This is a genomic window from Nocardiopsis dassonvillei (genome assembly GCF_964273065.1).
Taxonomy (GTDB): Bacteria; Actinomycetota; Actinomycetes; order Streptosporangiales; family Streptosporangiaceae; genus Nocardiopsis; species Nocardiopsis dassonvillei_B.
The window spans coordinates 581329-605521 of record NZ_OZ186815.1; the positions used below are offsets into that span (position 1 = coordinate 581329).

26 protein-coding genes are annotated in these 24193 nt (G+C 74.5%); 16 read left to right on the top strand and 10 right to left on the bottom strand.

What is annotated here, in order from left to right:
* Positions 1-121: 121 nt before the first annotated feature.
* The 4 genes from ACSUPR_RS02870 (at position 122) to ACSUPR_RS02885 (ending at position 2308) form a co-directional block, all read left to right on the top strand.
* Entirely contained in the window at positions 122-721 is a 600-nt protein-coding gene (locus ACSUPR_RS02870; protein ID WP_436889321.1) for a molybdopterin-dependent oxidoreductase, read from the top strand.
* Positions 722-724: 3 nt separating this feature from the next.
* Positions 725-1450: a ferredoxin reductase gene (locus ACSUPR_RS02875; RefSeq protein ID WP_436889323.1), complete on the top strand. Its 726-nt coding sequence runs from the start codon at positions 725-727 to the stop codon at positions 1448-1450.
* Entirely contained in the window at positions 1447-1737 is a 291-nt protein-coding gene (locus ACSUPR_RS02880) for a DUF6510 family protein (protein WP_436889325.1), read from the top strand. Before ACSUPR_RS02875 ends, ACSUPR_RS02880 begins: the two co-directional genes overlap by 4 nt.
* 367 nt (positions 1738-2104) lie before the next feature.
* The gene (locus ACSUPR_RS02885) at positions 2105-2308 is read left to right on the top strand and encodes a hypothetical protein (RefSeq protein WP_436889327.1); all 204 of its coding nucleotides are present in this window, start codon (positions 2105-2107) and stop codon (positions 2306-2308) included.
* A 144-nt stretch (positions 2309-2452) separates the two neighbouring features.
* Here the strand turns inward: ACSUPR_RS02885 and ACSUPR_RS02890 are convergent, their stop codons facing one another.
* On the bottom strand, positions 2453-3463 hold the full coding sequence (locus tag ACSUPR_RS02890) for an acyltransferase domain-containing protein (RefSeq protein WP_436892212.1): 1011 nt from the start codon (positions 3461-3463) through the stop codon (positions 2453-2455).
* A gap of 224 nt (positions 3464-3687) precedes the next feature.
* On the opposite strand from ACSUPR_RS02890, the gene ACSUPR_RS02895 reads away from it, so the two are divergent.
* Positions 3688-5295: an AMP-binding protein gene (locus ACSUPR_RS02895; RefSeq protein WP_436889329.1), complete on the top strand. Its 1608-nt coding sequence runs from the start codon at positions 3688-3690 to the stop codon at positions 5293-5295.
* Positions 5296-5474: 179 nt separating this feature from the next.
* Here ACSUPR_RS02895 and ACSUPR_RS02900 read toward each other — a convergent pair whose 3' ends face one another.
* Positions 5475-5765 carry a 4a-hydroxytetrahydrobiopterin dehydratase gene (locus ACSUPR_RS02900; protein ID WP_436892213.1) on the bottom strand — a complete coding sequence of 97 codons (291 nt, stop codon included), beginning with the start codon at positions 5763-5765 and terminating at the stop codon, positions 5475-5477.
* Positions 5766-6112: 347 nt separating this feature from the next.
* Here ACSUPR_RS02900 and ACSUPR_RS02905 point away from each other — a divergent pair, with 347 nt between their 5' ends.
* From ACSUPR_RS02905 to ACSUPR_RS02920, 4 genes are read left to right on the top strand one after another with little or no spacing between them, the layout of a single operon-like run.
* The gene (locus ACSUPR_RS02905) at positions 6113-8308 is read left to right on the top strand and encodes a nitrate- and nitrite sensing domain-containing protein (RefSeq protein ID WP_436889331.1); all 2196 of its coding nucleotides are present in this window, start codon (positions 6113-6115) and stop codon (positions 8306-8308) included.
* A gap of 5 nt (positions 8309-8313) precedes the next feature.
* Positions 8314-8730 (top strand): roadblock/LC7 domain-containing protein, encoded by a 417-nt coding sequence (locus ACSUPR_RS02910; protein ID WP_436889333.1) that lies wholly within the window; start codon positions 8314-8316, stop codon positions 8728-8730.
* Positions 8727-9077, top strand: a complete 351-nt coding sequence (locus ACSUPR_RS02915) for a DUF742 domain-containing protein (RefSeq protein ID WP_436889335.1) — start codon at positions 8727-8729, stop codon at positions 9075-9077. The genes ACSUPR_RS02910 and ACSUPR_RS02915 overlap by 4 nt, the downstream gene beginning before the upstream one ends.
* Positions 9078-9101: 24 nt before the next feature.
* Entirely contained in the window at positions 9102-9680 is a 579-nt protein-coding gene (locus ACSUPR_RS02920; protein WP_436889337.1) for a GTP-binding protein, read from the top strand.
* Positions 9681-9720: 40 nt separating this feature from the next.
* Here ACSUPR_RS02920 and ACSUPR_RS02925 read toward each other — a convergent pair whose 3' ends face one another.
* From ACSUPR_RS02925 to ACSUPR_RS02960, 8 genes are all read right to left on the bottom strand, one after another.
* Positions 9721-10530 (bottom strand): ABC transporter ATP-binding protein, encoded by an 810-nt coding sequence (locus ACSUPR_RS02925; protein WP_436889339.1) that lies wholly within the window; start codon positions 10528-10530, stop codon positions 9721-9723.
* Between the two features lie 34 nt (positions 10531-10564).
* On the bottom strand, positions 10565-11650 hold the full coding sequence (locus ACSUPR_RS02930; protein ID WP_436889341.1) for a FecCD family ABC transporter permease: 1086 nt from the start codon (positions 11648-11650) through the stop codon (positions 10565-10567).
* Complete coding sequence (locus ACSUPR_RS02935; protein ID WP_436889343.1) at positions 11647-12681, bottom strand: FecCD family ABC transporter permease; 1035 nt, start codon at positions 12679-12681, stop codon at positions 11647-11649. Before ACSUPR_RS02935 ends, ACSUPR_RS02930 begins: the two co-directional genes overlap by 4 nt.
* A gap of 487 nt (positions 12682-13168) precedes the next feature.
* Positions 13169-14062, bottom strand: a complete 894-nt coding sequence (locus ACSUPR_RS02940) for an SPFH domain-containing protein (protein WP_436889345.1) — start codon at positions 14060-14062, stop codon at positions 13169-13171.
* Positions 14063-14166: 104 nt separating this feature from the next.
* Positions 14167-14934, bottom strand: coding sequence for a sulfite exporter TauE/SafE family protein (locus ACSUPR_RS02945; RefSeq protein WP_436889347.1), 768 nt, complete (start codon positions 14932-14934; stop codon positions 14167-14169).
* 175 nt (positions 14935-15109) lie between these two features.
* Positions 15110-15745, bottom strand: a complete 636-nt coding sequence (locus tag ACSUPR_RS02950; RefSeq protein WP_436889348.1) for an alpha/beta hydrolase — start codon at positions 15743-15745, stop codon at positions 15110-15112.
* Positions 15742-16692 carry a ring-cleaving dioxygenase gene (locus ACSUPR_RS02955; protein ID WP_436889350.1) on the bottom strand — a complete coding sequence of 317 codons (951 nt, stop codon included), beginning with the start codon at positions 16690-16692 and terminating at the stop codon, positions 15742-15744. Before ACSUPR_RS02955 ends, ACSUPR_RS02950 begins: the two co-directional genes overlap by 4 nt.
* A 38-nt stretch (positions 16693-16730) precedes the next feature.
* Positions 16731-18014, bottom strand: a complete 1284-nt coding sequence (locus ACSUPR_RS02960) for an MFS transporter (RefSeq protein ID WP_436889352.1) — start codon at positions 18012-18014, stop codon at positions 16731-16733.
* 70 nt (positions 18015-18084) lie between these two features.
* On the opposite strand from ACSUPR_RS02960, the gene ACSUPR_RS02965 reads away from it, so the two are divergent.
* The 7 genes from ACSUPR_RS02965 to ACSUPR_RS02995 all read left to right on the top strand — a co-directional run bounded on the left by ACSUPR_RS02965 (position 18085) and on the right by ACSUPR_RS02995 (position 24143).
* Positions 18085-19023, top strand: a complete 939-nt coding sequence (locus ACSUPR_RS02965; protein WP_436889354.1) for a LysR family transcriptional regulator — start codon at positions 18085-18087, stop codon at positions 19021-19023.
* Between the two features lie 50 nt (positions 19024-19073).
* Positions 19074-19853: an SDR family oxidoreductase gene (locus tag ACSUPR_RS02970; RefSeq protein ID WP_436889356.1), complete on the top strand. Its 780-nt coding sequence runs from the start codon at positions 19074-19076 to the stop codon at positions 19851-19853.
* Between the two features lie 217 nt (positions 19854-20070).
* On the top strand, positions 20071-20769 hold the full coding sequence (locus ACSUPR_RS02975; protein ID WP_436889357.1) for a GntR family transcriptional regulator: 699 nt from the start codon (positions 20071-20073) through the stop codon (positions 20767-20769).
* 80 nt (positions 20770-20849) lie between these two features.
* Positions 20850-21776 (top strand): sucrase ferredoxin, encoded by a 927-nt coding sequence (locus ACSUPR_RS02980; protein ID WP_436889358.1) that lies wholly within the window; start codon positions 20850-20852, stop codon positions 21774-21776.
* Positions 21777-21930: 154 nt separating this feature from the next.
* On the top strand, positions 21931-22269 hold the full coding sequence (locus ACSUPR_RS02985; protein WP_436889359.1) for an ArsR/SmtB family transcription factor: 339 nt from the start codon (positions 21931-21933) through the stop codon (positions 22267-22269).
* On the top strand, positions 22266-23942 hold the full coding sequence (locus ACSUPR_RS02990; protein WP_436889360.1) for a SulP family inorganic anion transporter: 1677 nt from the start codon (positions 22266-22268) through the stop codon (positions 23940-23942). Before ACSUPR_RS02985 ends, ACSUPR_RS02990 begins: the two co-directional genes overlap by 4 nt.
* A gap of 24 nt (positions 23943-23966) precedes the next feature.
* A complete protein-coding gene (locus ACSUPR_RS02995; RefSeq protein WP_436889361.1) occupies positions 23967-24143 on the top strand; it encodes a hypothetical protein in 177 nt (58 codons plus the stop codon).
* The last annotated feature ends 50 nt before the right edge of the window (positions 24144-24193 follow it).

Sequence of the window (24193 nt, forward strand, 5' to 3'; positions counted from 1 at the left end):
CCGGCCCAGGACGCCCCCGCACCACCCGCGCCGACACACGTTTTACCGGCCCCAGACCCTGACCGCACAAGCCCACGGGTACAGGACCCGGCACGGACACCACCACCCACGAGGACACCCCATGAACCTCATCACCAGGGGCTTCCACGGACGCCGCGGCAACGACCCCACCCGCATCCCGCCCGGCCAGTACGAAACCCACGACTTCCCGGTCCTGACCGCAGGCCCCACCCCCCGCGTCGACACCGACACCTGGACCCTCACCATCACCACCGAGACCGGCACCCGCCACACCTGGACCTGGCGGGAACTCCTGGCCCTGCCCCAGCAGACCCCCCACGTGGACATCCACTGCGTCACCCGATGGAGCAAACTCGACACCGACTGGACCGGCGTCTCCCTGGACACCCTCCTGGAAGACGTCGAGACCACCGCCGAACACGCCCTGGCCCACTCCCACGGCGGCTACACCACCGGCCTGCCCCTGCAGGACCTCACCGACGGCCAGGCCTGGATCGCCCACACCCTCGACGGCGAACCCCTGACCCCCGAACACGGCGGCCCCGCCCGCCTGCTCGTCCCCCACCTCTACTTCTGGAAATCCGCCAAATGGATCAGCGGCCTGACCCTGCTCCACGACGACGAACCCGGATTCTGGGAACAGGCCGGATACCACCCCTACGGCGACCCCTGGCGCGAACAGCGCTACCAGGGAGACTGACCCGTGGCCCGCTGGCGCCCGGCCACCCTGCACACCGACCGGTGGGAGACCCCCACCGCCCGCACCCTGGTCCTGTCCGCCCCCGGCTGGACCGGACACCGCCCCGGACAGCACGTCGACGTACGCCTGACCGCACCCGACGGCTACACCGCCGAACGCTCCTACTCCATCGCCTCCGCCGCCACACCCGACCGCCTCGAACTCACCGTCCAGCTCGACCCCGACGGCGAGGTCTCCCCCTACCTCGTCCAGGACTTCCGACCCGGCGACCGGATCGAGATCCGCGGCCCCCTGGGCGGCTGGTTCGTCTGGAACACCACCGCACCCGACCCCGTCGTCCTCATCGGCGGCGGCTCGGGCATCGTCCCCCTGGCCTCCATGGTCCGCGAACGCCGCCGCACCGCCGCCAAAGCCCTGTTCCGCGTCCTGTACTCACTGCGCACCCCGGCCGACCGCTACTACCGCGCCGACCTCGGCGCCACCACCGACCCCGGCGTCGACGTGTTCCTCGCCCACACCCGCACCGCACCCCCGGGCTCCCGCCGCGAACCCGGACGGCTCGGCGCCGCCGACCTCGACACCCACGGCTTCCCACCCGACTTCGCCCCCACGTGCTTCGTGTGCGGACCCACCGGATTCGTCGAGACCGTCTCCGACGCCCTCCTCGCCCTGGGCCACGACCCCCGCCGGATCCGAACCGAACGCTACGGCAGCGGAGGCCGACGATGACCGAACCCGCCCACACCCCGACCCGCCCCACCCACCTCGACGGCAACGTCCTGGCCGGACCCCTCTCCGAGGTCTTCGCCGTGGACATCACCACCGCCGAACGCCACTGCGCCCACTGCGGCGACCGCGGCGCCTTCGCCCGCCTGCGCGTGTACACCGACGGCCCCGGCCTGGTGGCGCGCTGCCCCGCCTGCGAGGTCCTGGTCCTGCGCCTGGTGCGCACCCCCCGCGGCCTGGTCCTGGACCTGGGCGGCAGCGGCTGCATCACCCTGCCCCCACCCGACTGACCCCGCGGGCAAGACCGCGCCCCGCCACCCCCACCGCGCCCGCCGACCCCGACGGCACCTCCGCCGGATGCCTCGCCCCGCGCCCCGGACCCGACGCCCACCACCCCGAGCACCTCGACCCCGCCCCCACCCGCACGGACACGGCATCGGCACCACCGTCCGCCTCAACACCCTCCAGGGCAGCCCCGCCCGCCGCCGCCGCGAACGCCACGGCTTCACCCCCTGGACCGAGGACCCCGTCGACGCCCTCCTCACCCGACCAACCCGACCCCACCCCCAGTACAACAAAAGCCCCCACATCCGACATGAGGGCAAAGATCCCGTGTCATCCCCGCACCAGCCGGAACCGGGAACCTATCCTGCGCACATGCACATCCGCATCCTGTGCCGCACCTGCCTGGGCACCGGCCGCCGCGCCGTCGTCACCGCACGCCTCGAAGACGACAACACCCTCACCCAGGTCCTCCTCGCCCACCCCTGCACCGACTGCGACGCCCACGGCCACACCACCCAGACCGCCACCGTCCACCCCGGCCCGACCGACCCACCGGACACCGCGACCGACACCTGACCCCGACCCGCCGAACACCCCGCGACCACAACCCGCCCCCACCCCACCGACACCGCCTCCCCGCCCCCACGGCCGAGCACCACCGGCCCACCCACACGAAAAGGGGGCGCCGCCCCCGGACGACACCCCCACACCCCCGCACCCTCACTCCGGCAGCGGCAACCACCCCGTCCGCACCTGAAAACCCCCACCGGCCTCCAAACGCTCCACCACCGCACGCTCCAAACGCGTACCCCGCGGCGCCCCCGCCACATCCACCTCCGGCATCCCGAACACGAACCGGAACACATCCGACTCCCCCGGCACACCCGACCCCACCAACGTGAACCGCCGCTGGAACCCCACGATGTTGGACGACCCCCCCAACACCTCACCCCACTGCGGATCCAACAACCACGACGTACACGTCGCCACCACCGGATCCATCCCCAGATGCGCCCGCGCGAAAGGCCGCGCCCGCGCCAACGCATCCGACACCGACACCGGATCCAGCCCACCCGACGGAATATGCAACCGCAGCACCGGATCACCCACCGCCATCCCCGGCCCCAACCCCGCGGCCTCCTCCCGCGAATACCACTCCACCCCACCCTGGGAACCCAACACCGCAGGCTCCAACTGCAACCCGCCCACCCAGAACAACCGGCCCCGGAACTGCGCCGCCACCCACGCCGCCGTCTCCACACCCACCCGGCCGTACATCCGCCGCGAACGACCCACCTGCACACCCACATCGGCCAACGTCGCCCGCGTCACCGCCGGATCCACACCCAGCGCACCATGGGCCCCGTACTGCGCCGGCACCCGCGCCGCAAAAGCCACCAACGACGCCACCCGCACCCGCACATCCCCGTACGCCACCAGAGACGGCCAGTCCACCCACGTCCCCACGGGCAACCCCGCATCCGCCGACAGACGCCGGTACATCCCCTCCACCAGCGCCCACGCCTCCGCCGGCCACCCCTCGCCCAACGGCCCCGGCCACACCGCGGCCACCTCGGCACGATCCTCCGGCGCCAGACCGAACTCGTCCCACACCCGCTCGGCATCCCCGCCCTGGGGAACCCGCAACGGCTCCAACGGCTCGGGCAGCCCCCGAGCCGCGATCAACCAACGACGGTCGTCCTCCGCCAGACCCAACCGGTCGGCCACCATGTCTGCATTCACCCCGACATCATGGCCGAACCGCCCCCCACCGCGCGAGTGCCAGAACCAGCCCACCACGAACAAAAAGCACACAAGTGAACCCGAACCCGCACACCGAGCGTCCCAACCGGGGAAAACCCCCTTCACCCCCCGAAGAGGACCTGGACAGTGGGCATAGTGTTGACGATGTCCCGCCCACGACACCGCTCCAACCGAGACGAGGACGACCTTCGATGCCCCAACCGGCGCACCGTGTACGTGACTGGCTCACCGACTACGACTCCCCGACCACCTCGGTGTCCCACGTCCTCTGCGACCGGCACCACCCCGACCGCACCGCCATCACCCAGATCGGCCCCGACCTCACCCCCACCACCCTCACCTACGGCCAACTCCGCGACCGCTCCCGCGTCCTGGCCACCGGACTCGCCGCCCACGGCATCCGCCCCGGCGACCGCATCGCCACCCTCATCCCCAAGGGCATCGACCTCGCCGTCACCGCCCTCGCCGTCTGGCGCCTGGGAGCCGTCCTCGTCCCCCTCTTCTCCTCCTTCGCCCCCTCCGCCATCCGCGAACGCCTCACCTCCTCCCACGCCCGCCTCGTCGTCGTCGACGACCACAACCGCACCAAACTCGACACCGACGACACACCCCCCTGGACCATCGCCACCACCGGCGCCCACCCCCTCCGCGACGGCGACACCACCCTCACCGCACTCGCCGCCACCGACGCGCCCCCCGCCCCCGACACCGCCGTCGGCGGCGACGGCCTCCTCGCCATCGTCTACATCTCCGGACTCGTCGGCCCCCCGCGCGGCGTCCCCGTCCCCGTCCGCGCCCTCGCCGCCATGCACGCCTACCACCACTACGGCCTGGGCGTCCAGGACGACGACACCTACTGGAACACCGCCGACCCCGGCTCCGCCTTCGGCCTGTACCACGGCCTCATCTCACCCCTGCTCGCCGGACACCCCTCCATCGCCCTGCGCGCCGGATTCTTCGACCCCGAACTCACCCTCGACGTCCTGGGCATGTACGAGGTCACCAACCTCGCCGCCGACCCCACCACCTACCGCACCCTGCGCGCCGCCACCAAGACCCTGCCCCCCGAGGTGATCGTCCAGCGCCTCACCAGCTTCGGCGAACCCCTCGCCCCCGACGTCATCGACTGGGTCACCGACGTCTTCGGCATCCCCGTGCGCGACCACTTCGGCCAGACCGAACTCGGCTGGTGCGTGGGCGTCCCCAACGGCGACACCGGCCAGGACACCGGCGACCTCCCCCCGGGCGCCATCGGCCCCGCCCTGCCCGGCTGGAAGGTCACCGTCCTGGAGGCCATCTCCGACGAGCCCGCACCACTGGGCGCCTACGGCCGCATCGCCGTCGACCTCGCCCACAGCCCGCTCGCCTGGTTCACCGGCTACCTCGACAACGACTCCGCCTCCCAGGTCCGCTTCACCCCCGACAAGGCCTACTACCTCACGGGCGACACCGGCATCCTGGACCGCAGCGAGCGGCTGTACTTCTCCACCCGAGACGACGGCGCCATCCTCAGCCGCGGCTACCGCATCGGCCCCACCGAGGTGGAGGCGGTCCTCAACGAGCACCCGGCGGTGGACGAGTGCGGGGTGTACTCCATCCCCGACGAGCTGGCCGGACAGCTGATCGGCGCACGCGTCGTACTCGCTCCGGGCCACGAGGCCTCCGAGGAGCTGGCCGAGGAGCTCAGGGACTGGGTGGGAACCCGGTTCGCCACCCACGCCGCCCCGGACACGGTCGACTTCGTACCGGAGCTGCCGCGCACCGCCTCCGGCAAGATGCGCCGGTCCCGCCTGCGCTGACCGGGCCGGGTCCCCGGGCACCCGGGGCCCCGGTCACCGGGCTCCCGGACGTCGTTCTGAGTACCGGATCTCCACGTACCGCCCCTGACCTGCGCCTTCTCCATGAGAGGGCGCATTTTTCCGACCACTCGGACATGGGGTGCCGAGGATGGCCCCCGAAAGCACCCCGTGTCCGACGCTCAGCCCTGCGGCACCAGCTCGTCGATGCGGGCCGCCAGCGCCATGTCCTTCTCGGTGACCGCCCCGACCGAGTGCGTGGCCAGGGCCAGGTGCAGGGTGTCGTAGCGGATGTCGATGTCGGGGTGGTGGCCGGCCTGCTCCGCGGCCTGGGCTATGACGTTCACCAGGGAAACGGCGGCCGGGAAGTCCGCCAGCCTCAGGGTGCGTCGCAGCACGGGCACCTCCGGGTCCAGCTCCCAGCCGTCCAGACGGCCCAGGCCCTCACGGATCTGTTCCTCGGTGAGCTTCACGGTGGTCCTCACGGTCGTGTTCTGCGGTGCACGCCGTCCCTACCCGGCCCCGCGGGGCTCCAACCTCGGTTTTCAGAAGGAAGGGTGCGGCGTAGCCGCACTCCTCTTTCTGTTTTTGTTCTTCTGAGTAGTCAACAGAACCCCCGCCTTTACGACGTAGATTCTTAATAGGCGGACAGGAACCCCTCCCACTCCGTTACCAACCTGAGCCCCTACCCCTGACCAGCGACAACACCCCTCCCCGGCCTCCGGTGCCCCCCGTGCCCCTTGCACTCTCCCCCGGCGACCGGCTTCACTCTTGGGAATCCGGCCCCCATCCCCCTCCCACCGGCCCCGGAAGCGAGCCCATGCCCCCCATGAAGCGCCGGTCGCTTCGCGCCCGCATGATCACCCTGGTGCTCCTGCCCAGCGCCGTCCTGCTCCTGGTGTGGTCGCTGTTCACCGCCCTGCTCGTGGGCGACATCCGCGCGCTGCGCACCGAGACCGCCCTCACCCGCGAAATCGGCACCGCCGTCTCCCAGGTGATCGGAACACTCCAGGACGAACGCCTGGCCACCGCCGACTCCGCGGGCGGCACCCACAGCTCCGAGAGCGCCCTGGAGGACGCCCGCGCCGCGACCGACACCGCGGTGGCCGGCCTGGACCGCGCCCTGGAGGGCTTCGCCCCCGACACGCTGCCCGGCCACTCCCGGGCACTGCGGCACACCCTGGAGGGACTGGACCACCACCGCCGCATCGTCGACGCCCTCCCGCCCCACCGGCGCGACCTCGTACAGACCGCCACCGCCTACCACGAGATGATCGAGCAGGGCCTGCGCTTCTGGGACGCCCGCGTCGAGCACGCCGAACCCGCCCAGGTCCCCCGCCTGCGCTCCCTGGCCTCCCTCATGCGCGTGCGCGAACTCCTGGCCCGCCAGAACACCGTGTTCACCCACGCCGCGGCCACCGACACCTTCACCCCCGACGCCCACGCCGAGTTCGTCGCGGCCGCCGGCGCCCACCGCCACACCTGGAACCGCATCGGCGCCGAGCTCGACCCCGAGGACGTCCGCACCTACCGCCTCCTGGAGTACTACGAGTCCCTCCAGCGCGTCCACGACCTCCAGGACGAGGTCATCGCCGCGCCCCAGAACACCCGTCCCCCCGTCAACGCCAGCGCCTGGCGCGGCGCCGCCGAAGCCTCCGACCAGCGCATGCGCACCGTGGAACGCGGCCAACTCGACCTGCTGGCCGACTACGGCGACGCCCGCTCCGCCGACCTCGCCCGCACGGCCCTGCTCACCAGCCTGCCCGTCCTGGCCATCGCCCTGGCCTCCGCGGCCGTCGCGGTCACCGGTGCCGTCCGCATGGGCCGCCGCCTGGACCGCCTGCGCACCACCACGCTCGAGTACGCCCGCGTCGACCTGCCCCGCCTCACCGCCCGCCTGCGCGCCGGGGAGGAGGTCGACCCCGAGCCCGCGCCGGCCCGAACCCGCGGCGACGAGATCACCGACGTCGTCGACGCCTTCGCCGACGCCCGCCGCGCCGTCGTCACCGCGACCGTCCAGGAGGCGCGGCTGCGCGCCGGGGTGCGCGCCATGTTCGGCACCATCGCCCGCCGCACCCAGTCCCTGGTCCACCGCCAGCTCGCCCTCCTGGACCGGCTGGAGCGCGACGAGACCGACCCCGACGCCCTGGCCGCGCTGTTCCGTATCGACCACTTCAGCGCCCGCCTGCGCCGCAACGCCGAGAACCTCATGCTGCTCAGCGGCGGCGCCCCCGCCCGCCACCCGCGCTCCCCGATGCTGCTGCACGAGGTGGTGCGGGCCGCCGCCGGCGAGATCGAGGACTACACCCGCGTCCAGCCCCGCGACCTGCCCCCGGTGGCGATGCGCGGCGACGTGGCCGCCGACACCGCCCGGCTGCTGGCCGAACTGCTGGAGAACGCCACCGCGTTCTCCCCGCCCACCACCGAGGTCGAGGTCCGCGCCGGCGCCGACGGCGCCGGCTGCCGCATCGTCGTGGACGACCGGGGCCTGGGCATGACCGGCGCCGCCCTGGAGGAGGCCAACGCCCTGCTGGCCGACCCGCCCCGCTTCGACCTGGCCGGGCTGGTGGAGGACTCGCCGCTGGGCCTGTTCGTGGTCGCCACCCTGGCCGCCCGCCACGGACTGGGTGTCGAGCTGTCCGCCGGACCGGGCGGGAACGGGGTGCGCGCGACGGTGCGCGTACCCGCCGGCGCCCTGGCCGAGCCCGAACCGGCCCCCGCTCCCCCGCCGCCCGCCGCCGTCCCCGCGCCCGCGGTGCGCGCCGTGGCCGCCGCACCGGCCGGACCCGCGGGCGCGGACCCGGCCGGGCCGCGGGGGGACACCGACGCCGACCACTACAAGGGGCTCCCCCGCCGCCGGCGGCGCCCCGTCGGCCCGGCGCCCGAACCCGCCGCCACCGATGAGGACCACCGCTCCCCCGAACGGATCCGTTCGATGATGAGCGCCTTCCGGTCCGGGACCCTGCGCGCCCGCGCGGACGACCCCGGCCCGGACGGCGACCCCGAGGAAGGATGAGGACGATGTCCGCTCAGGCCGAGGAGAACGAGACCGGCACCCTGGACTGGCTGCTGGCCGACCTGGTCGAGAAGATCGCGCACGCCCGAAGCGCGCTGCTGCTGTCCGCCGACGGGCTGCCGCTGGCGGCCTCCCCCGGGGTGGGCCGCGAGCACGGCGAGCGCCTGGCCGCCATCGCCTCGGGGTTCGCATCCCTGGCGCGGGGGGCCCGCGCGCCCCTGGGCGCCGCCAGGGTGCACCAGACCGTGGTGGAGCTGGACACCGTGTTCTTCTTCGTGGTCGACGCCGGGGAGGGCGCCTCCCTGGCGCTGGCCGTGGGCACCGACTGCGACATGGGCCAGGCCGCCTTCGAGGTCAACCGGCTCGTGCGCCGGGTCGGCCCGCACCTGGCCGCGCTGCCGCGCCGGGGCGGACGCGGGTGACCCCCGACGACCACGCCGGGGGGCCGGACCTGATCCGCCCCTACGCGCTGACCGGGGGCCGGACCCGCCCCTCCCGGTCGGACCTGACCCTGACCACCTCCGTGGTGGCGGTGGCCGGGGTGGTCGAGGAGGACCCGGAGGCCCTGGAGATCCACGCCCTGTGCGCCCGACCGGTGACGGTGGCCGAGGTGGCCTCCCGGTCGGGGCTGCCCCTGGGGGTGGTCCGGGTCCTGCTGGCGGATCTGGTGGACCGCGGACACGTGCTGGCCCGCGCCTCCGAGCGGGAGCGGCGCCGTCCCGACGAGGCGACGCTGCGCGCGGTGCTGGCACGCATCAAGGAACTTTGAGGCCATGTGAACGGAACGACGACGATGGACGGACCGGGAGTGTTCGGGCCTGCGCCCGACACGCTCAAGATCGTGGTGGCCGGGGGCTTCGGCGCCGGCAAGACCACGATGGTGTCGGCGCTGAGCGAGGTCGAGGCGCTGCACACCGAGGAGGAGATGACCGTGGCCGGGACCGGCGTGGACGACCTGGAGGGGGTGGAGGCCAAGACCACCACCACCGTCGCCCTGGACTTCGGGCGCATCACCCTGGACGCCGCCACCGTGGTGTACCTGTTCGGCACACCCGGTCAGCGGCGCTTCTCCCACATGTGGGAGGAGCTGGTGGAGGGGGCGCTGGGCGCGGTCGTGCTCGCCGACACCCGGCGCCTCACCGACTGCTTCGACGTGATCGACTTCTTCGAGGCGCGCCGGGTGCCGTTCGTGGTGGCGGTGAACTGCTTCGACGGGCAGCGCTCGCACCGCGCCGAGGACGTGCGGGTGGCCCTGGACGTGGCCGACCCGGTGCCGGTGATGCTGTGCGACGCCCGTGACCGCGGCTCCGTCAAGGAGGTGGTGGTGGAGCTGGTCGAGCTGGTGCTGCGCCTGGAGATGTCGGGCGCCTGATCCGTACCCCGGGTGCGGGCGGGCCCCGCCCGCACCCGGGTCAGTTCCCGGTGCGGCGCCGGTCCACGGGGACGATGAGCGGGGTGTGCGTCTCGGGGTCGGGGATGATCCGCACCGGCAGCCCGAACACGTACTCCACCAGCTCGGCGGTGACGGTCCCGGCGGGCTCTCCCTCGGCGACGATCGCCCCGTCCTTCATCACGATGAGGTGGGAGGCGTACCGGCAGGCGTGGTTGAGGTCGTGCAGGACCGCCACCAGGGTGTGCCCGCCCTGGTCGTGCAGCCGGGCGCACAGGTCCAGCATGTCCATCTGGTGGGCGATGTCCAGGTAGGTGGTGGGCTCGTCCAGCAGCAGCAGCGGCGTCTGCTGGGCCAGCACCATCGCCAGCCACACCCGCTGGCGCTGGCCGCCGGACAGCTCGTCGACCGACCGGTCGGCCAGCTCGGCGACCCCGGTGGACTCCATCGCCTCGGCCACCACCCGCTCGTCCTCCTTGGACCACTGACGCAGGAACCCCTGGTGGGGGAAGCGGCCGCGGGCGACCAGGTCGGCCACGCCGATCCCGTCGGGGGCGATGGAGGCCTGGGGCAGCAGGCCCAGCCGCCGCGCCACCTCCTTGGCCGGATAGGAGGAGATCACCTGGCCGTCCAGCAGTACCCGTCCCCCGGCCGGCCTGAGGGTCCGCGACAGGGCGCGCAGCAGGGTGGACTTGCCGCAGGCGTTGGGTCCCACGATGACGGTGAAGGAGTTGTCGGGGATGGTGACGGCGAGGTCCCGGGAGATGACGCGCTGGTCGTAGGCGAGCGTCAGCTCCTGGCCGCTGAGGCGGTCGGTGTGGTGGATGGTCATGTCTTCCTCGGGATGGTGCGCGGGTCGGTCGGGCTCAGGCGCGGCCGCGCCGCCACTCGGTGTGCAGGAGCCGGATCAGGTAGCCGCCGCCGATGACGGCGGTGACCACGCCGACGGGCAGCTGGGTGGGGGCCAGGGCGCGCAGCGCCACCAGGTCGGCGACCGCCAGCAGGGCGGCGCCCATGAGGGCCGCGCCGACGAAGGTGGTACCGCCGGTGCGGGTGAGGCGGCGGGCCAGCTGCGGGGCGGCCAGGGCCACGAACCCGATGGGGCCCGACACCGCGATCGCGGCGCCGGTCAGGGCGCTGGCGGCGGCCAGCGCCGCCATCTGGACGGCCCGGGTGTCCACGCCCAGGGCTCGGGCGGTGTCGTCGCCCAGCTCCATGAACCGCAGTCGCCCGCCCAGGTACAGCAGGACCGGGCCCAGAACCGCCAGGGACGCCCACACCGCGGCCACCTCTCCCCAGCCGCGGGCGTTGAGGCTGCCGATCATCCAGATCTGGGCGCTCATGGCGTCGGTGAGCTCGGCGCGGGTCAGCAGGTAGTCGCGGAACGCGGTCAGCATCGCCGAGACGCCGATGCCCACCAGCACCAGCCGGTACCCCTGGACGCCGTTCTTCATGGCGAGCAGGTACACGACGGCGGCGGTGAGCAGGCCGCCCGCGACGGCGCCCATGGACACCACCAGCCGGCCGCCGCCCACCACGAGGATGACCGCGACGGCGCCGGTGGCCGCGCCGCTGGTGAAGCCGATGATGTCGGGGCTGCCCAGGGCGTTGCGGGACAGGCTCTGGAAGACCGCCCCGGCCAGGCCCAGGGCGGCGCCCACTCCCAGGGCGGTCAGCGCCCGGGGCAGGCGCACCCCCTGGACGAAGAACACGTCCAGGCGCTCGCCGGCGCCGGTGATGGCGGCGGGCACGGCGGCCAGGGGGATCTCGTAGTCGCCCACCGAGACCGACACGGCCAGTGCGGCCGCGGACAGGGCGATGAGCGCCACCGCCACGGCGAGCGTGCGCGGGCGCACCAGGAGCGAGTACCGGTCGCCGAGGCGCAGGGCGAAGGTTCCGCGCGGGGCGGTCCGGCCCCCGGTGCGGGGGCGCGGCCGGGTCGTGGTGCTCACAGGGCTGCCATCTTTCTGCTGCGGACCAGGGCGATGAACAGGGGGGCGCCGACGAACGCGGTGATGATGCCGACCTCCAGTTCGGCGCCGGGGGCGACGACCCGTCCCACCGTGTCGGCGGCGGTGAGCAGGATCGCGCCGAACACCGCGGAGTAGGGCAGCAGCCACCGCTGGTCGGGGCCGGTGACCAGGCGTGCCACGTGCGGGATGACCAGGCCCACGAACCAGATGGGTCCGGCGGCGGCGGTCGCCGACCCGCACAGCAGGATCACGGCGATGGCGCTCAGGGTGCGGATGGTGGGGATGCGCGCGCCCAGGGAGGCCGCCAGGTCGTCGCCCAGGGCGACGGCGTTGAGCGAGGGACCCAGCAGCAGGGTCAGCGCGACGCCGCCGACCAGGAACGGGGCGACCTGCCAGAAGATCTCCAGGTCGCGGCCGACCAGGGATCCCACCTGCCAGAAGCGGATGCGGTCGAACACGAAGTCGTTGAGGACGATGACGCCGAAGATCAGGCCCTGGAGTACGGCGGCCACCGCGGTGCCCGCCAGCGCCAGCCGCACGGGGGTGGCGCTGGCGGGCCCGCGCGAGCCCAGCATGTACACGGCCACCGAGGCCAGCGCGGCGCCGGCGAACGCGGGCCAGACCAGCGCCGCCCCGGAGGCGCCGAACGCGAACACCGCGACGACGACCGCGGCGGCGGCGCCGGAGTTGACGCCCAGGATGCCCGGCTCGGCCAGGGGGTTGCGGGTCAGCGCCTGCATGAGCGCCCCGGCCAGGCCCAGCGCGGCCCCCACGAACACCCCGATGACGGTGCGCGGCACACGCAGGGTGCGGATGACGTTGTGGTCGTAGGTCCCGTCGGGGTGGGCCAGGGCCGCCCAGACGTCGGCGACGGGGATGGGCTTGGCGCCGACCGTGATGCTGAGCAGGACGCACACCACCAGCGCCCCCAGCGCGGCGAGCAGGCCGAGGGGCCGGGTGATGCGCCGGGTGAGGCTGGGGGGTGCGAGGGCGGACGCGCGCAGGGCCACGGCTTCCCCGTTCGTCGTGTAGGCGGTCGTGGGCGTCGTCCGGGGTCTTCCGGCGGGGCGTTCCCACCACCGCGGACCGACCAGGACAGGTTAGCCTTACCTAGGTCGGCTTCGCACCGAAGGCCCCCTGTGCCCCGCCCCCGCCCCGGCGTCCGACCGCCGTCGGCGCGCGTGTCCGGCGCAACGGTCACCCTAGCGGCATCGGCGCCGGTCCCCGCCCCCGGGGGGCGCCGGTCGCACCGCCGCCGGGCCCGTCGGGGCGGGCCCGCCCGGGGCCGTCCCCGGGGCCGCCGGGGGCGCCGACTGCGCCGTCCGGGCGGCTCCCAGGGCCCGAGCGCACCGCGCCCTGTGGCGTCCGACACCGGCCGCAGTGATCCTGCCGGGCCGCCGCCCGGCGGCCGCCGCGGGCCCCGACCGGAGCCGCTGCCCGGGGCACGCCCCGTGGCGGTCCGCGGGTGCCGGGCGCGGCGCGCCCGGCACCCGGCGGTCAGTTGCCGCCGCGCGGGCTCACGTTGACGCCGCCGCCGTACGGGATGGGGACGAAGTCGACCTTCCCGTCCTTGAGGGCCTGGTAGAGGATGTACCCGTCGGGTCCGAGCACCTCCACCAGCGCCTCGATGGCCTCCAGCTCCTTCTCCACCCGCTCGTTCTCCTGCTCCTGGGCGGTGGTCATCTCCACCGCCTCCTGGGCCAGGGTCAGCGCGGTGCGGACCTCCTCGGGCGGGGTGGGCTGCTGGATGGTCAGCTGCGGGGTGCCGCACTCGTCGCCGCCGGTGTAGACGGGCGAGCAGAAGAACTCCCCGCCGCCCTGCTCGTCGATGTAGGCGGCGGTCAGGTCGCCGACCTTCTGCTCCCACTCGGCCTTGGCGTCGGCGCTGGTGTACAGGTCGCGCCAGGCGTACTCCTTGGTGGCGTCGTCCAGGGCCCGGTTGAGGGGCTGGCCGATGTAGTCCCGCAGCAGCTCCACCCACCCGGTGTCCTCGTAGGCGCCGTACTTCAGGCCCAGCCGCTCGTGGAACTCCTGGAGCTGCTCGCAGTCGATGTTGAGGCTGAACGTCACCAGCCCGGTGACGGTGAGTTCGAGGTCGTCCTGGGACACGACCGTGGAGGCGCCGATCTCGGCGGTCTCCGAGCCGGAGAACTCGAAGGTCCGCTGCCCGGCCGGGTACAGGTAGGTCTCGTCGCCGGGGCCGTGGTACTCGCGGTTGCCCGGGGAGATGCAGCTGTCGAAGGTGGTGGAGGAGAAGGGGCCCGCGTCGTACTCCAGGCCCGTCTGGTCGGGCCCGGCGTTGGCCGAGCAGGCGCTCAGCGCCAGGGCGGCGACGAGCGCGGCCGCGGCGACCCGCCCGCGGGGTCGGGGGGAGTTCGTGCGTGGGGGCATGGGCGTACCGTCCGTCTCAGGAGGGGGATCCTTCCTCACCTCTCGGACGCCCGCCGGACGGGTGCGGATCCCCCGTGGCCGCAGCCGGTCACGGGGGCCGGTACTCAGGCGAAGGTGTCCCAGCCCATGCGCAGCAGCAGGGCGGCGATGACCACCAGCAGCACCGCGCGGACGAACCCCGAGCCCCGCCGCAGGGCCATGCGCGCCCCGATCTGGGCGCCGATGACGGTGCACACCCCCAGCCCCAGGCCGAGCAGCCAGTCGACGTGGCCGCCGATCGCGAACACGATGAGGGCGCCCAGGTTGGTGCAGACGTTGACGATCTTGGCGGCGGCCGAGGCCGACACGAAGTCCATGCCCAGCACCGCGGTCAGGGAGATGATGAGGAACACGCCGGTGCCCGGGCCGATGAGCCCGTCGTAGAAGCCCACCCCCAGGCCGGCCAGCGCGATGGCGGCCAGCATCCGGTTGCGGGTGCGCAGGGCGGGGTCGGCGGCCGCGCCCATGGCGGGGCGCAGGTACACCAGCAGGGCCACCCCGGCCAGGACGACCATGATGATCGGTTTGAGGACGTCGGTGGTCAGGGCCGCGGCCAGGGCGGCGCCGCCGCCCGCGCCGAGCAGGGCCAGGGTCGCGGTGGGCACCACGACGGCCCGGTCCACGGGGACCTTGCGGGCGTAGGCGACGGCCGCCGAGGCGGTGCCGAAGATCGCGCCGAGCTTGTTGGTGCCCAGCAGGGTGGCCAGGGGGGTGGTGGGTGCGGCGACCAGCAGGGCGGGCAGGAGCAGCAGGCCGCCCCCGCCGACGACGGCGTCGACCCAGCCGGCGGCGACGCCGACCAGGAGCAGCAGGCCGAGGATCTCGGGGTCCACGGCTCACCGCCCCCGTACAGGAAGAGGGATGATCATGGGTTCTTTTCGAGGGCGATGTGCAGGTACAGGGGAAAAGTGGTGATCTGCAACGAAGTCTAGCGGGGCGGGCTCGCACGGGGACGAGCCCACCCCGCCGGAGGGCGGCGGCGCCCGGGTCAGGGGACGCCGCCGCGGTCTAGTGGGGGCCGTAGCGGCCCTCGAACCAGGCGCGGGCCCCCTCGGCCACCGCCGGGGGCACCTGGTGTCCGCCGGGGTGCTCCAGGACCTCCACCCGCGCCCCCAGTGCGGTGAGGTGGTCGGCGAGCAGCCGGGCCTGGTCGGGGGTGCTGATGGGGTCGGTCGCGCCCACGCCCAGGAACGCCGCCTTCCCGGACAGGTCGGCCCGGCCGGGCTCCCGGCCCTGGAGGGGGTACCCGCCGCCCAGCAGGACCGCCCCGTCCAGCAGGTCCGGGTGCAGGAGCATCAGGGCCGCGGCGGTGTTGGCGCCGTTGGAGAAGCCGGCCGCGACCACCGGGCCGCCCAGGCCGTGGTGTTCCAGTGCGACGGGCAGCCAGCCGGCCAGCTCGGCGGCGCGGGCGATGACGTCCTCCACGTCGAAGACGCCCTCGCGCAGCCGCCGGAACCAGCGGTTCATGCCGTTCTCGTCGACCCTGCCGCGCGGCGAGAGCAGGGCCGCGCCCGGCGCCAGCAGGCGCCCCAGCGGGAGCAGGTCGTGCTCGTCGGCGCCGGTGCCGTGGAGCAGCAGCAGGGTGGGCGCCTGGGGCCGGCGGGCGGGCTCGACGACGTGGACGAAGTCGGCGACCGCGCTCACCGGCCGGTCTCCAGGGGCGGCAGGGCCGCGGCGATGGCCTCGCGGTCGGGCTCCAGCCACGGCGGGAGCCGCAGGGAGCGGCCCAGTTCGAGCAGGGGCTCGTCGTAGTCGAACCCGGGCCCGTCGGTGGCGATCTCCAGCAGCACCCCGCCGGGTTCGCGGAAGTAGATGGAGGTGAAGTAGTTGCGGTCGCGGACCTCGGTGACGCCCACGCCCTGGGCGATGAGGTCCTCGCGCCAGGAGGCCTGGACGGGGCCGTCGGGGGCGCGGTAGGCGACGTGGTGGACGGTCCCGGCGGCCACGTGTCCGCGTTCGGCGGCCGGTCGCGCGAGCACGTCGACGATGGTGCCCACCGCCGCGCCGGCCGCGGAGGTGCGAAAGCGCGCCCGGTCGGCGGTCTCGTCCTCCAGCCGGAACCCCAGCTGGTCCGTGAGCATCGCGGCGGTGTCGTCCAGGCTGTGCTCGGTGAGGGTGACCGCCCGGATGCCGCGCACGGCGTGGTCGGCCGGGATGCCGCCGCCGTCCCAGGGGTCGGTGTCGTGGTGGTCGGGCGAGGCCGCCAGCTCGATGACCAGGCCGTCGGGGTCGCGCAGGGACAGCACGTCCTCGGCGCCGCGCTCGGCCGGCCGGGTGAACTCGACGTCCAGGGCCCCCAGGTGCTCGGCCCACCAGCCCAGCGACCCCTCCGGAACGGAGAAGGTCGTGACGGTGGCCTGTCCGGCGCCCAGGCGCCCGCGCGGGGCCCCCGGCCAGGGGAAGAACGTCATGACGGTGCCGGGGCTGCCCGCCCGGTCGCCGTAGTAGAGGTGGTAGGTGGTGGGGTCGTCGAAGTTGACGGTGCGCTTGACCAGGCGCATCCCCAGGACGTTGCGGTAGAAGTCGGCGTTGGCGGCCGGGTCCGTGGCGATGGCGGTCACATGGTGGATCCCCGCCGGGCGTACGTCCATTCGGCACCTCTCTCGCGACCGGGTGGTTGAATCTTAAACTATCCCGGGGGCTTCTCCCTCCCACGGTCCCCCGCGGCGGCCCCGGCGCCGGTCAAGGACACCCCCTCATCGGGCAAGGCCTCCTCCCGGGAACGCAGCCCCAGCCCCGACACCAGCGCCGCCGCGCACAGTGCCCCGGCGAACACCAGCGCCGCACCCCACCCCCAGCGGTCGTAGAACAGCCCGCCGGCCCAGCCCAGCAGGCTCGCCCCCACGTAGTAGGCCAGCGTGTACACCGACGACGCCTGTGCCCGGCCCGCACCGGCCCGGCGCGCCGCCCACGCCGAGGCGGTGGCGTGCGCGCAGAAGAACACGAACGTGAACACCACCAGCCCCGCCGCCACCACCGGCAGCCAGGGCGCGGCCAGCGCGCCGGCCGCCGCGGCCATCACCGCGGCCGAGACCGCCAGCACACGGTAGGGGCCCCACCGGGAACCGGCCCGGCCCGACCACGCCGACCCGGCCATCCCGGCGGTGTAGGCGACGAACAGCGACGACGCCACCGCCTGCGACAGGCCGAACGGCTCCCCCGTCAGCCGGAAGCCCAGCAGGTTGTACACCGTCATGAACGCGCCCATGAGCAGCAGCGCCTGCGCGTACAGCGCCGCCATGCCCGGGGTGGCCAGCGCGGCCCGCCACCGGGTGCGGCCGCCCGACCCGCCGCCCCCGGCCCGGGGGGCGCCGCGGGTGCGGCGCGGCAGCGCGCACACGAACACCAGCCAGGCCGCCACCCCCACGGCGGTGGAGGCGGCGACCCCCCACTGCCAGCCGCCCGCGGCGGCCGCCCACCCCGAGACCAGGCGCCCGCCCATCCCGCCCAGCGGGTTCCCGGCGATGTACACCCCGATCGCCCGGGCCGCGTCGGCCGGGTGCAGCACCTCGGCCAGGTGGGCCACCGCCGCCGCGGGCACCCCGCCCAGCGCGGCCCCCTGCACCGCCCGCAGGGCCACGAGCAGCCACAGGTCCCCGGCGAAGGGCGCCGCACAGCCGACCAGGGTGGCCACCGCGAGGGACACCGCGATCACCCGGGTGCGCCCGAACCGGTCCCCCAGCCCGCTCCACACCAGGGCGAACCCGGCCAGCGCGCCGGTGGCCGCCGACACCGTCAGCGACACCCGCGCGGCCGGCTCGCCCAGGTCGGCGGACAGCTCCGGCAGCACCGGCTGCACCGACCACAGCTGGGCGAAGGTCGCCACCGCCACGGCCACCATCGCCACCACGGTGCGCCGGTACCCGGGTGTCCCGGCCCGGGGGCGGTCGTCTGCGAGGGGCGCCGTGTCCATGCCCTCCACGCTAGAAACCATCGACCCATACGTCCAATGCATGGACATGTCCTGATCCATACTGGAATGCATGGAATCCGAGGACGCCGACCGCATCACCCGGCTGCTGGCCCCGCGCCTGCACATGCTGGCCGCCCTGGCCCGCACCGAGCACGTCACCCGCGCCGCCGAGGCCCTGGGCATGCCCCAGCCCACCCTGAGCAGGGCGGTCGCCCGCCTGCAGGAGGAGAGCGGGCTCACCCTGGTCGAGCGCACCGGGCGCGGGGTGCGGCTGACCCGCACCGGGCGCCTGCTGCTGCCGCACGTGGAGCGCGCCCTGGCCGACCTGGCCCGCGGCGTGGGCGAGCTCACCGACGCCGACCGCGGCCGCGTCGGCCTGACCTTCCTGCCGACGCTGGGCGTGGAGGTGGTCCCCGCCCTGCTCCGGGACTTCCGCCGCGCCCACCCGCAGGTGCGCTTCACCCTGGTCCAGGAGCCCTGGGCGGACTCCCTGCGCCGCCTGGCCGAGGGCGGCGCCGACCTGGCGCTGACCTCGCCGCTGCCCGCCGATCCGCGGCTGGTCTCCACCGTGCTGCACACCCAGGCGCTGCGCCTGGTGGTGCCCGAGCAGCACCGGCTGGCCGCCGCCGACCGGGAGATCGCGCTGGCCGAGGTCGCCGGGGAGGAGTTCGTGCTGCTCAAGCCCGGGCGGGGGGTGCGCCACCTGACCGACCTCATCACCGACCGGGCCGCCCTGACCCCCCGGGTCGCCTTCGAGGCCGACGACATCGCCACCGCGCGCGGGCTGGTCGGCGCCGGCCTGGGCGTGTCGGTGCTGCCCGCCCGCCCGCGCGGGCCGCTGCCGGGCACCGTGGAGCTGGCCCTGGCCGACCCCGGCACCGTGCGGCCCATCGGCGTGGTCCACCCGGCCGAGGGCTCGGGCGGCGGGTACACGTCCCCGGCGGTGGCGACGTTCCTGGAGCACGTGCGCCGCCACGGGCCGCGGCTGATCCCCGACCTGACCGGCTGAACGGCGAAATCCCGTTGCCGGGTGCACGGGGCCGCCACCACGATGGCCCCATGACACATACCGAGTCCTCCGCGAGGCCGGTGGCGCTGGTCACCGGCGCGGGCCGCAGCCGCGGCATCGGCACCGCCGTCGCGCTGCGCCTGGCCGGGGCCGGGTGGGACGTCGCCTTCACCCACTGGTCCCCCTACGACGCCCGCATGCCCTGGGGCGCCGAACCCGGGGCCGCCCGGGCCCTGGCCACCGGGCTGGAGGGGCTCGGCGCAGCCCACCTGGCCCTGGAGGCCGACTTCGCCGACCCCGCGGTGCCCGACCGGGTCGTGGAGGAGGTGAGCGCCGGACTAGGACCGCCCACCGCCCTGGTGCTGTGCCACTGCGAGTCGGTGGCCTCCTCGCTGCTGGACACCGGGGTGGAGTCCTTCGACCGGCACTTCGCGGTCAACGCCCGTGCCTCCTGGCTGCTGGTGCGCGCCTTCGCCCGCGCCTTCACCGGCCCCCGGGGCAGGGGGCGCATCGTGGCGCTGACCAGCGACCACACGGTCGGCAACCTGCCCTACGGGGCGAGCAAGGGGGCGCTGGACCGCATCGTCGTCGCCGCCGCCCGCGAGCTGGCCCACCTGGGGGTGAGCGCCAACGCGGTGAACCCCGGCCCGGTCGACACCGGCTGGATGAGCCCGCGGACACGGCGGGAGACGGCCGGCCACACCCCGCTGGGCCGCACCGGGACCCCCGAGGACACCGCCGACCTCGTCGAGTTCCTGTGCTCGCCGCGGGGAGGTTGGGTCAACGGCCAGCTCCTGAACGGCGACGGCGGGATCTCCGCCCCGTCCTGATCCGCAGCACGACGGCCGCCGCGTTCCGGATCAGGACGGTATCCGGACCGCGACGGCCGCGCGCCCCATAGTCGGCCCGAACTTGTCCGAATGTCAACAAAACGAAGGCGGGAAGGCGCCGTCCGCAACCGTACCGAGACCCGAACGGTTCTCACTTTCCACTGTGTGCGCCCTACACTTTCCCAGCACCCGACCACCCCGTCATCCGAGGAGGCGCATGCGCAGGGCCCGGCGGCGCGGGCTCGCCCACGAGGCGGCCGACCGTATCCGCGAGTCCATCCTCCAGGGCACCCTGCCCCCCGGCACACCGCTGCGCGAGGTCGACCTGGCCACCCGGCTGGACGTCAGCCGGGGCTCCGTCCGCGAGGGGCTGGCCCTGCTGGAGCGCGACGGCCTGGTCGTCAGCGAGTGGCACCGCGGCGCCCGCGTCATCGAACTCACCCCCGCCGACGTGGACGAGGTCTACACCGTGCGCGGCGCCCTGGAGCGCCTGGCCGCCCACCGCGCCGCCACCCGCGCCACCGCCTCCCACCTGGCCGAGCTGTCGGACCTGGTCGAGTCCCTGGACCGGGCGCTGGCCGACGACACCGCGGCCGCCGAGCTGCTCCGCCTGGACCTGGGCTTCCACGACCTCCTGTACGAGATCGCGGCCAACACCCGGCTGGTGCGCGCCTGGGAGGCGCTGCGCTCCCCGGTCCACCTGTTCCAGCTCACGCGCATCCGCCGCAGCCACCCGCACTACCGGCAAGCCTCGGTGGAGGAGCACCGCACCCTGGTCGACCTGCTGGCGCGGCGCGAGGCCGAGGCCGCCGCCCGCTGCGCCGAGGCCCACGTCGCCGCCTCACGCGACGCCCTCATCGACATGCTCGACACGGACCCCGGGGACGCCGGTGACGGCCTGGGTAGGCTAACCTAACCTCGAAGCGCGGCCGCGTCCGGGCACCTCCCGGGCGCCGCGCGCCCGCCTGCCCTCCTCCGCCTCGATTGGACCGACCCGTGCGCCTACCCACCGCCCCGGACGGCAGCCGGGGCTGCTCGGCCCTGGCCCGCTACACCGGCGAGCAGATCGCCGGAACGGCCGGACGCACCGTCGGATGGCTGCTCATCGAGCACCCCGGCCCCTGGCGCCACCCTGCCTTCACCAGCCCCGGACTGGACCGGGCCGTCGTCTCCGCCCTGGCCGCGCAGATCACCGGCCACGACGTCAAGCCCCAGCTCATCAAGCGCCCCGGCGCTCCGCGCGAGGGCGGGGGCCCGCGCCGCGCCTACCTGGCCCACGTCAGCCGCACCTCCCCCTGGGTGCGCCGCATCGACTTCACCGACCAGGCCGAACTGCTGGACATCGACGTCACCGCCGCCGAGCGCCCCGAACCGCCGGACTTCGGCACACCCGTGGACCACAGCCTCTACCTCGTGTGCACCCACGCCAAGAAGGACCCCTGCTGCGCCGTCCTGGGGCGCCCGGTGGCCGCCGCCCTGGCCGGCACCGACGCCGAGGTCTGGGAGACCACCCACGTGGGCGGCGACCGGTTCGCCGCCAACCTCGTCGCCCTGCCCCAGGGCGCCTACTTCGGCCGCCTGGACCCCGACTCGGCCGTGCGCACGGTCGCCGCCCTGGAACGGGGCCGCATCGTCCCCGACAACTTCCGCGGCCGGTGCAGCGACTCCTCCGCCGTCCAGGCCGCCGAAGCCGCCCTGCGCGCCCGCCTGGGCACCGTCGGCACCGACGAGGTCACCCACCTGGGCGAGGAGGACACCGCCGACGGCGTCCGCGTCACCCTGGGCCACGACCGGGGCCTGTACACCGTCTCCGTCGCCCGCGAGGAGGGGCCCGCCTGCCCCGCCACCTGCTCGGCGGCCGAGCCCAGCCGCCCCGTCCACCACCGCGTCACCGAGATCGAGGGCCTGCCCGCCCGCGTCTGACCGTGTGAGACACGACACACCCCTGGTCGGGGCGCCCCCGCCGACCGGGGGTTCTCGTGTTCCCGGGCCATCGCTCGAACACATGATGAAGTGAAGAATTCTTCAAGTGATCATAAGGTGAAGCCGACCGCCGCCGCCCACCCGAGGACCGCCCGTGCACCGCCCGCTCTACCAGGCCAAGGCCGATTTCTTCCGCATGCTCGGCCACCCCGTGCGCATCCGCGTACTGGAACTCCTCCAGGACGGCCCGCGCCCGGTGCGCGACCTGCTCGCCGACACCGAGGTCGAGGCCTCCAACCTCTCCCAGCAGCTCGCCGTGCTGCGCCGCTCGGGCATCGTCACCTCCCGCCGCGAGGGGCCCGGCGTCGTCTACGCCCTGGCCGGGCCCGACGTCGCCGACCTGCTGCGTACCGCCCGGCGTATCCTCACCGACCTCAACGACGAGCGCGCCCAGCTGCTCACCGGAACCGACCAGGGGGCCACCCGCCCATGACCGTGCCGCCGTCCCCGCGCCTGCGTTCGCTCCTGCCCCGGCGCGCCGATCTCGTCGCGATGCGCCGTGCCCCCGGCCGCGATCTGCTCGCCGGAGTCACCGTCGCCATCGTCGCCCTACCGCTGGCCCTGGGCTTCGGCATCTCCTCGGGGCTCGGCGCCCAGGCCGGTATCGTCACCGCGATCGTCGCCGGGTTCCTGGCCGCGCTCTTGGGCGGCTCCAACCTCCAGGTGTCGGGGCCCACCGGCGCCATGACCGTGGTCCTGGTCCCCATCGTCGCCGCCCACGGGCCCGGCGGCGTGCTCACCGTCGGTCTCATGGCCGGGCTCATCCTGCTGGGCCTGGCCTGGGCGCGCGGCGGCCGCTACATGCGGTACGTGCCCGCTCCCGTCATCGAGGGCTTCACCCTGGGCATCGCCGCCGTCATCGCCCTCCAGCAGATCCCCTTCGTGCTGGGCCTGCCCCAGCCCGAGGGCCACAGCGTGCTCGTCGGCGCCTGGCGCCTGGTCCGCGACTTCGCCGCCGACCCCGACTGGACCCCGTTGGGCATCGCGCTGGGCACCGCCGCCGTCATGCTGCTGGGCGCCCGTTGGAAGCCCACCGTCCCCTTCTCCCTGCTGGCGGTGGCCGGAGCCACCGCCCTGGTGCACCTGACCCCGCTCGAGGCGCCTGCCATCGGCGCGCTGCCCGCGGGCCTGCCCGCGCCGTCCCTGGCCTTCCTCGACCCGGCCGCCCTGGGCCCGCTGCTGGGCGCGGCCGTGGCCGTGGCCGCGCTGGCGGCCCTGGAATCACTGCTGTCGGCGACCGTCGCCGACGGCATGCGCGTGGACGAGCACCACGACCCCGACCGCGAGCTCTTCGGCCAGGGCATCGCCAACCTCGTCACCCCGATCTTCGGGGGCGTGCCCGCCACCGCCGCCATCGCCCGCACCGCCGTCAACGTCCGCTCCGGCGCGGTGAGCCGCCTGGCCGCCATGGTCCACGCCGCCGTACTGGCCGTGGTGGTCCTGGCCTTCGCGCCCCTGGTCGGCCTGGTCCCCCTGGCTGCACTGGGCGGCGTCCTGCTGGCCACGGCCGTGCGCATGGTCGAGGTCGGGTCGGTGCGCGTCATGATGCGTTCCACCCGCGGCGACGCCGCCGTCCTGGTCCTGACCGCGGTGGCCACCCTGGCCCTGGACCTGGTCATGGCCGTCCTGCTCGGCATGGCCGTGACCGCCGCGCTGGCCCTGCGCGCCGTGGCCCGCGACGCCCGCATGGACCGCATGGAACTGGCCGGGGACCTGCCCGGCGGCCACGACGCCGAGGAGCGCGCCCTGCTGGACGAGCACATCGTCGCCTACCGGCTGGACGGCCCGCTGTTCTTCGCCGCGGCCCACCGGTTCCTGCTGGAGCTGACCGAGGTCGCGGACGTGTCGGCGGTGGTCCTGCGCATGTCGCACCTGAGCGCGGTGGACGCCACCGGTGCAATGGTGCTGGGCGACGCCGTGCGCCGCCTGGAGCGGCGCGGCATCACGGTGCTGCTGTCGGGGGTGCGCCCCGACCACGAGCGGGCGCTGCGCTCCCAGGGGGCGATCGAGGACCTGTACGCCGGCGGGCTGGTCCTGGACACCACCCCGCGGGCGATCGCGCACGCCCACGCGCTGCTGCGCGAGCGCGGCACCCTACCGGCCTGAGGCACCCGCGCCGCGTTCATCCCCATGGGCATCCACGGCATCGCCTCGCTGCCCCGCTGGAGCCGCGGCCGCGTCGGCCTGCTGGGCGACGCCGCCCGCGCCATGACCCCCTCCAGCGGCCAGGGCGCCCCCCGAGCCCGGAAGACGCCCTGGTCCTGGCCTCGTGCCTGCGCGACATCGACGACCCCGCACAGGCCCTGACCACCTACAAAGCCCTGCGCCACGACCGTGTCGAAGGCGTCGTCGCCATC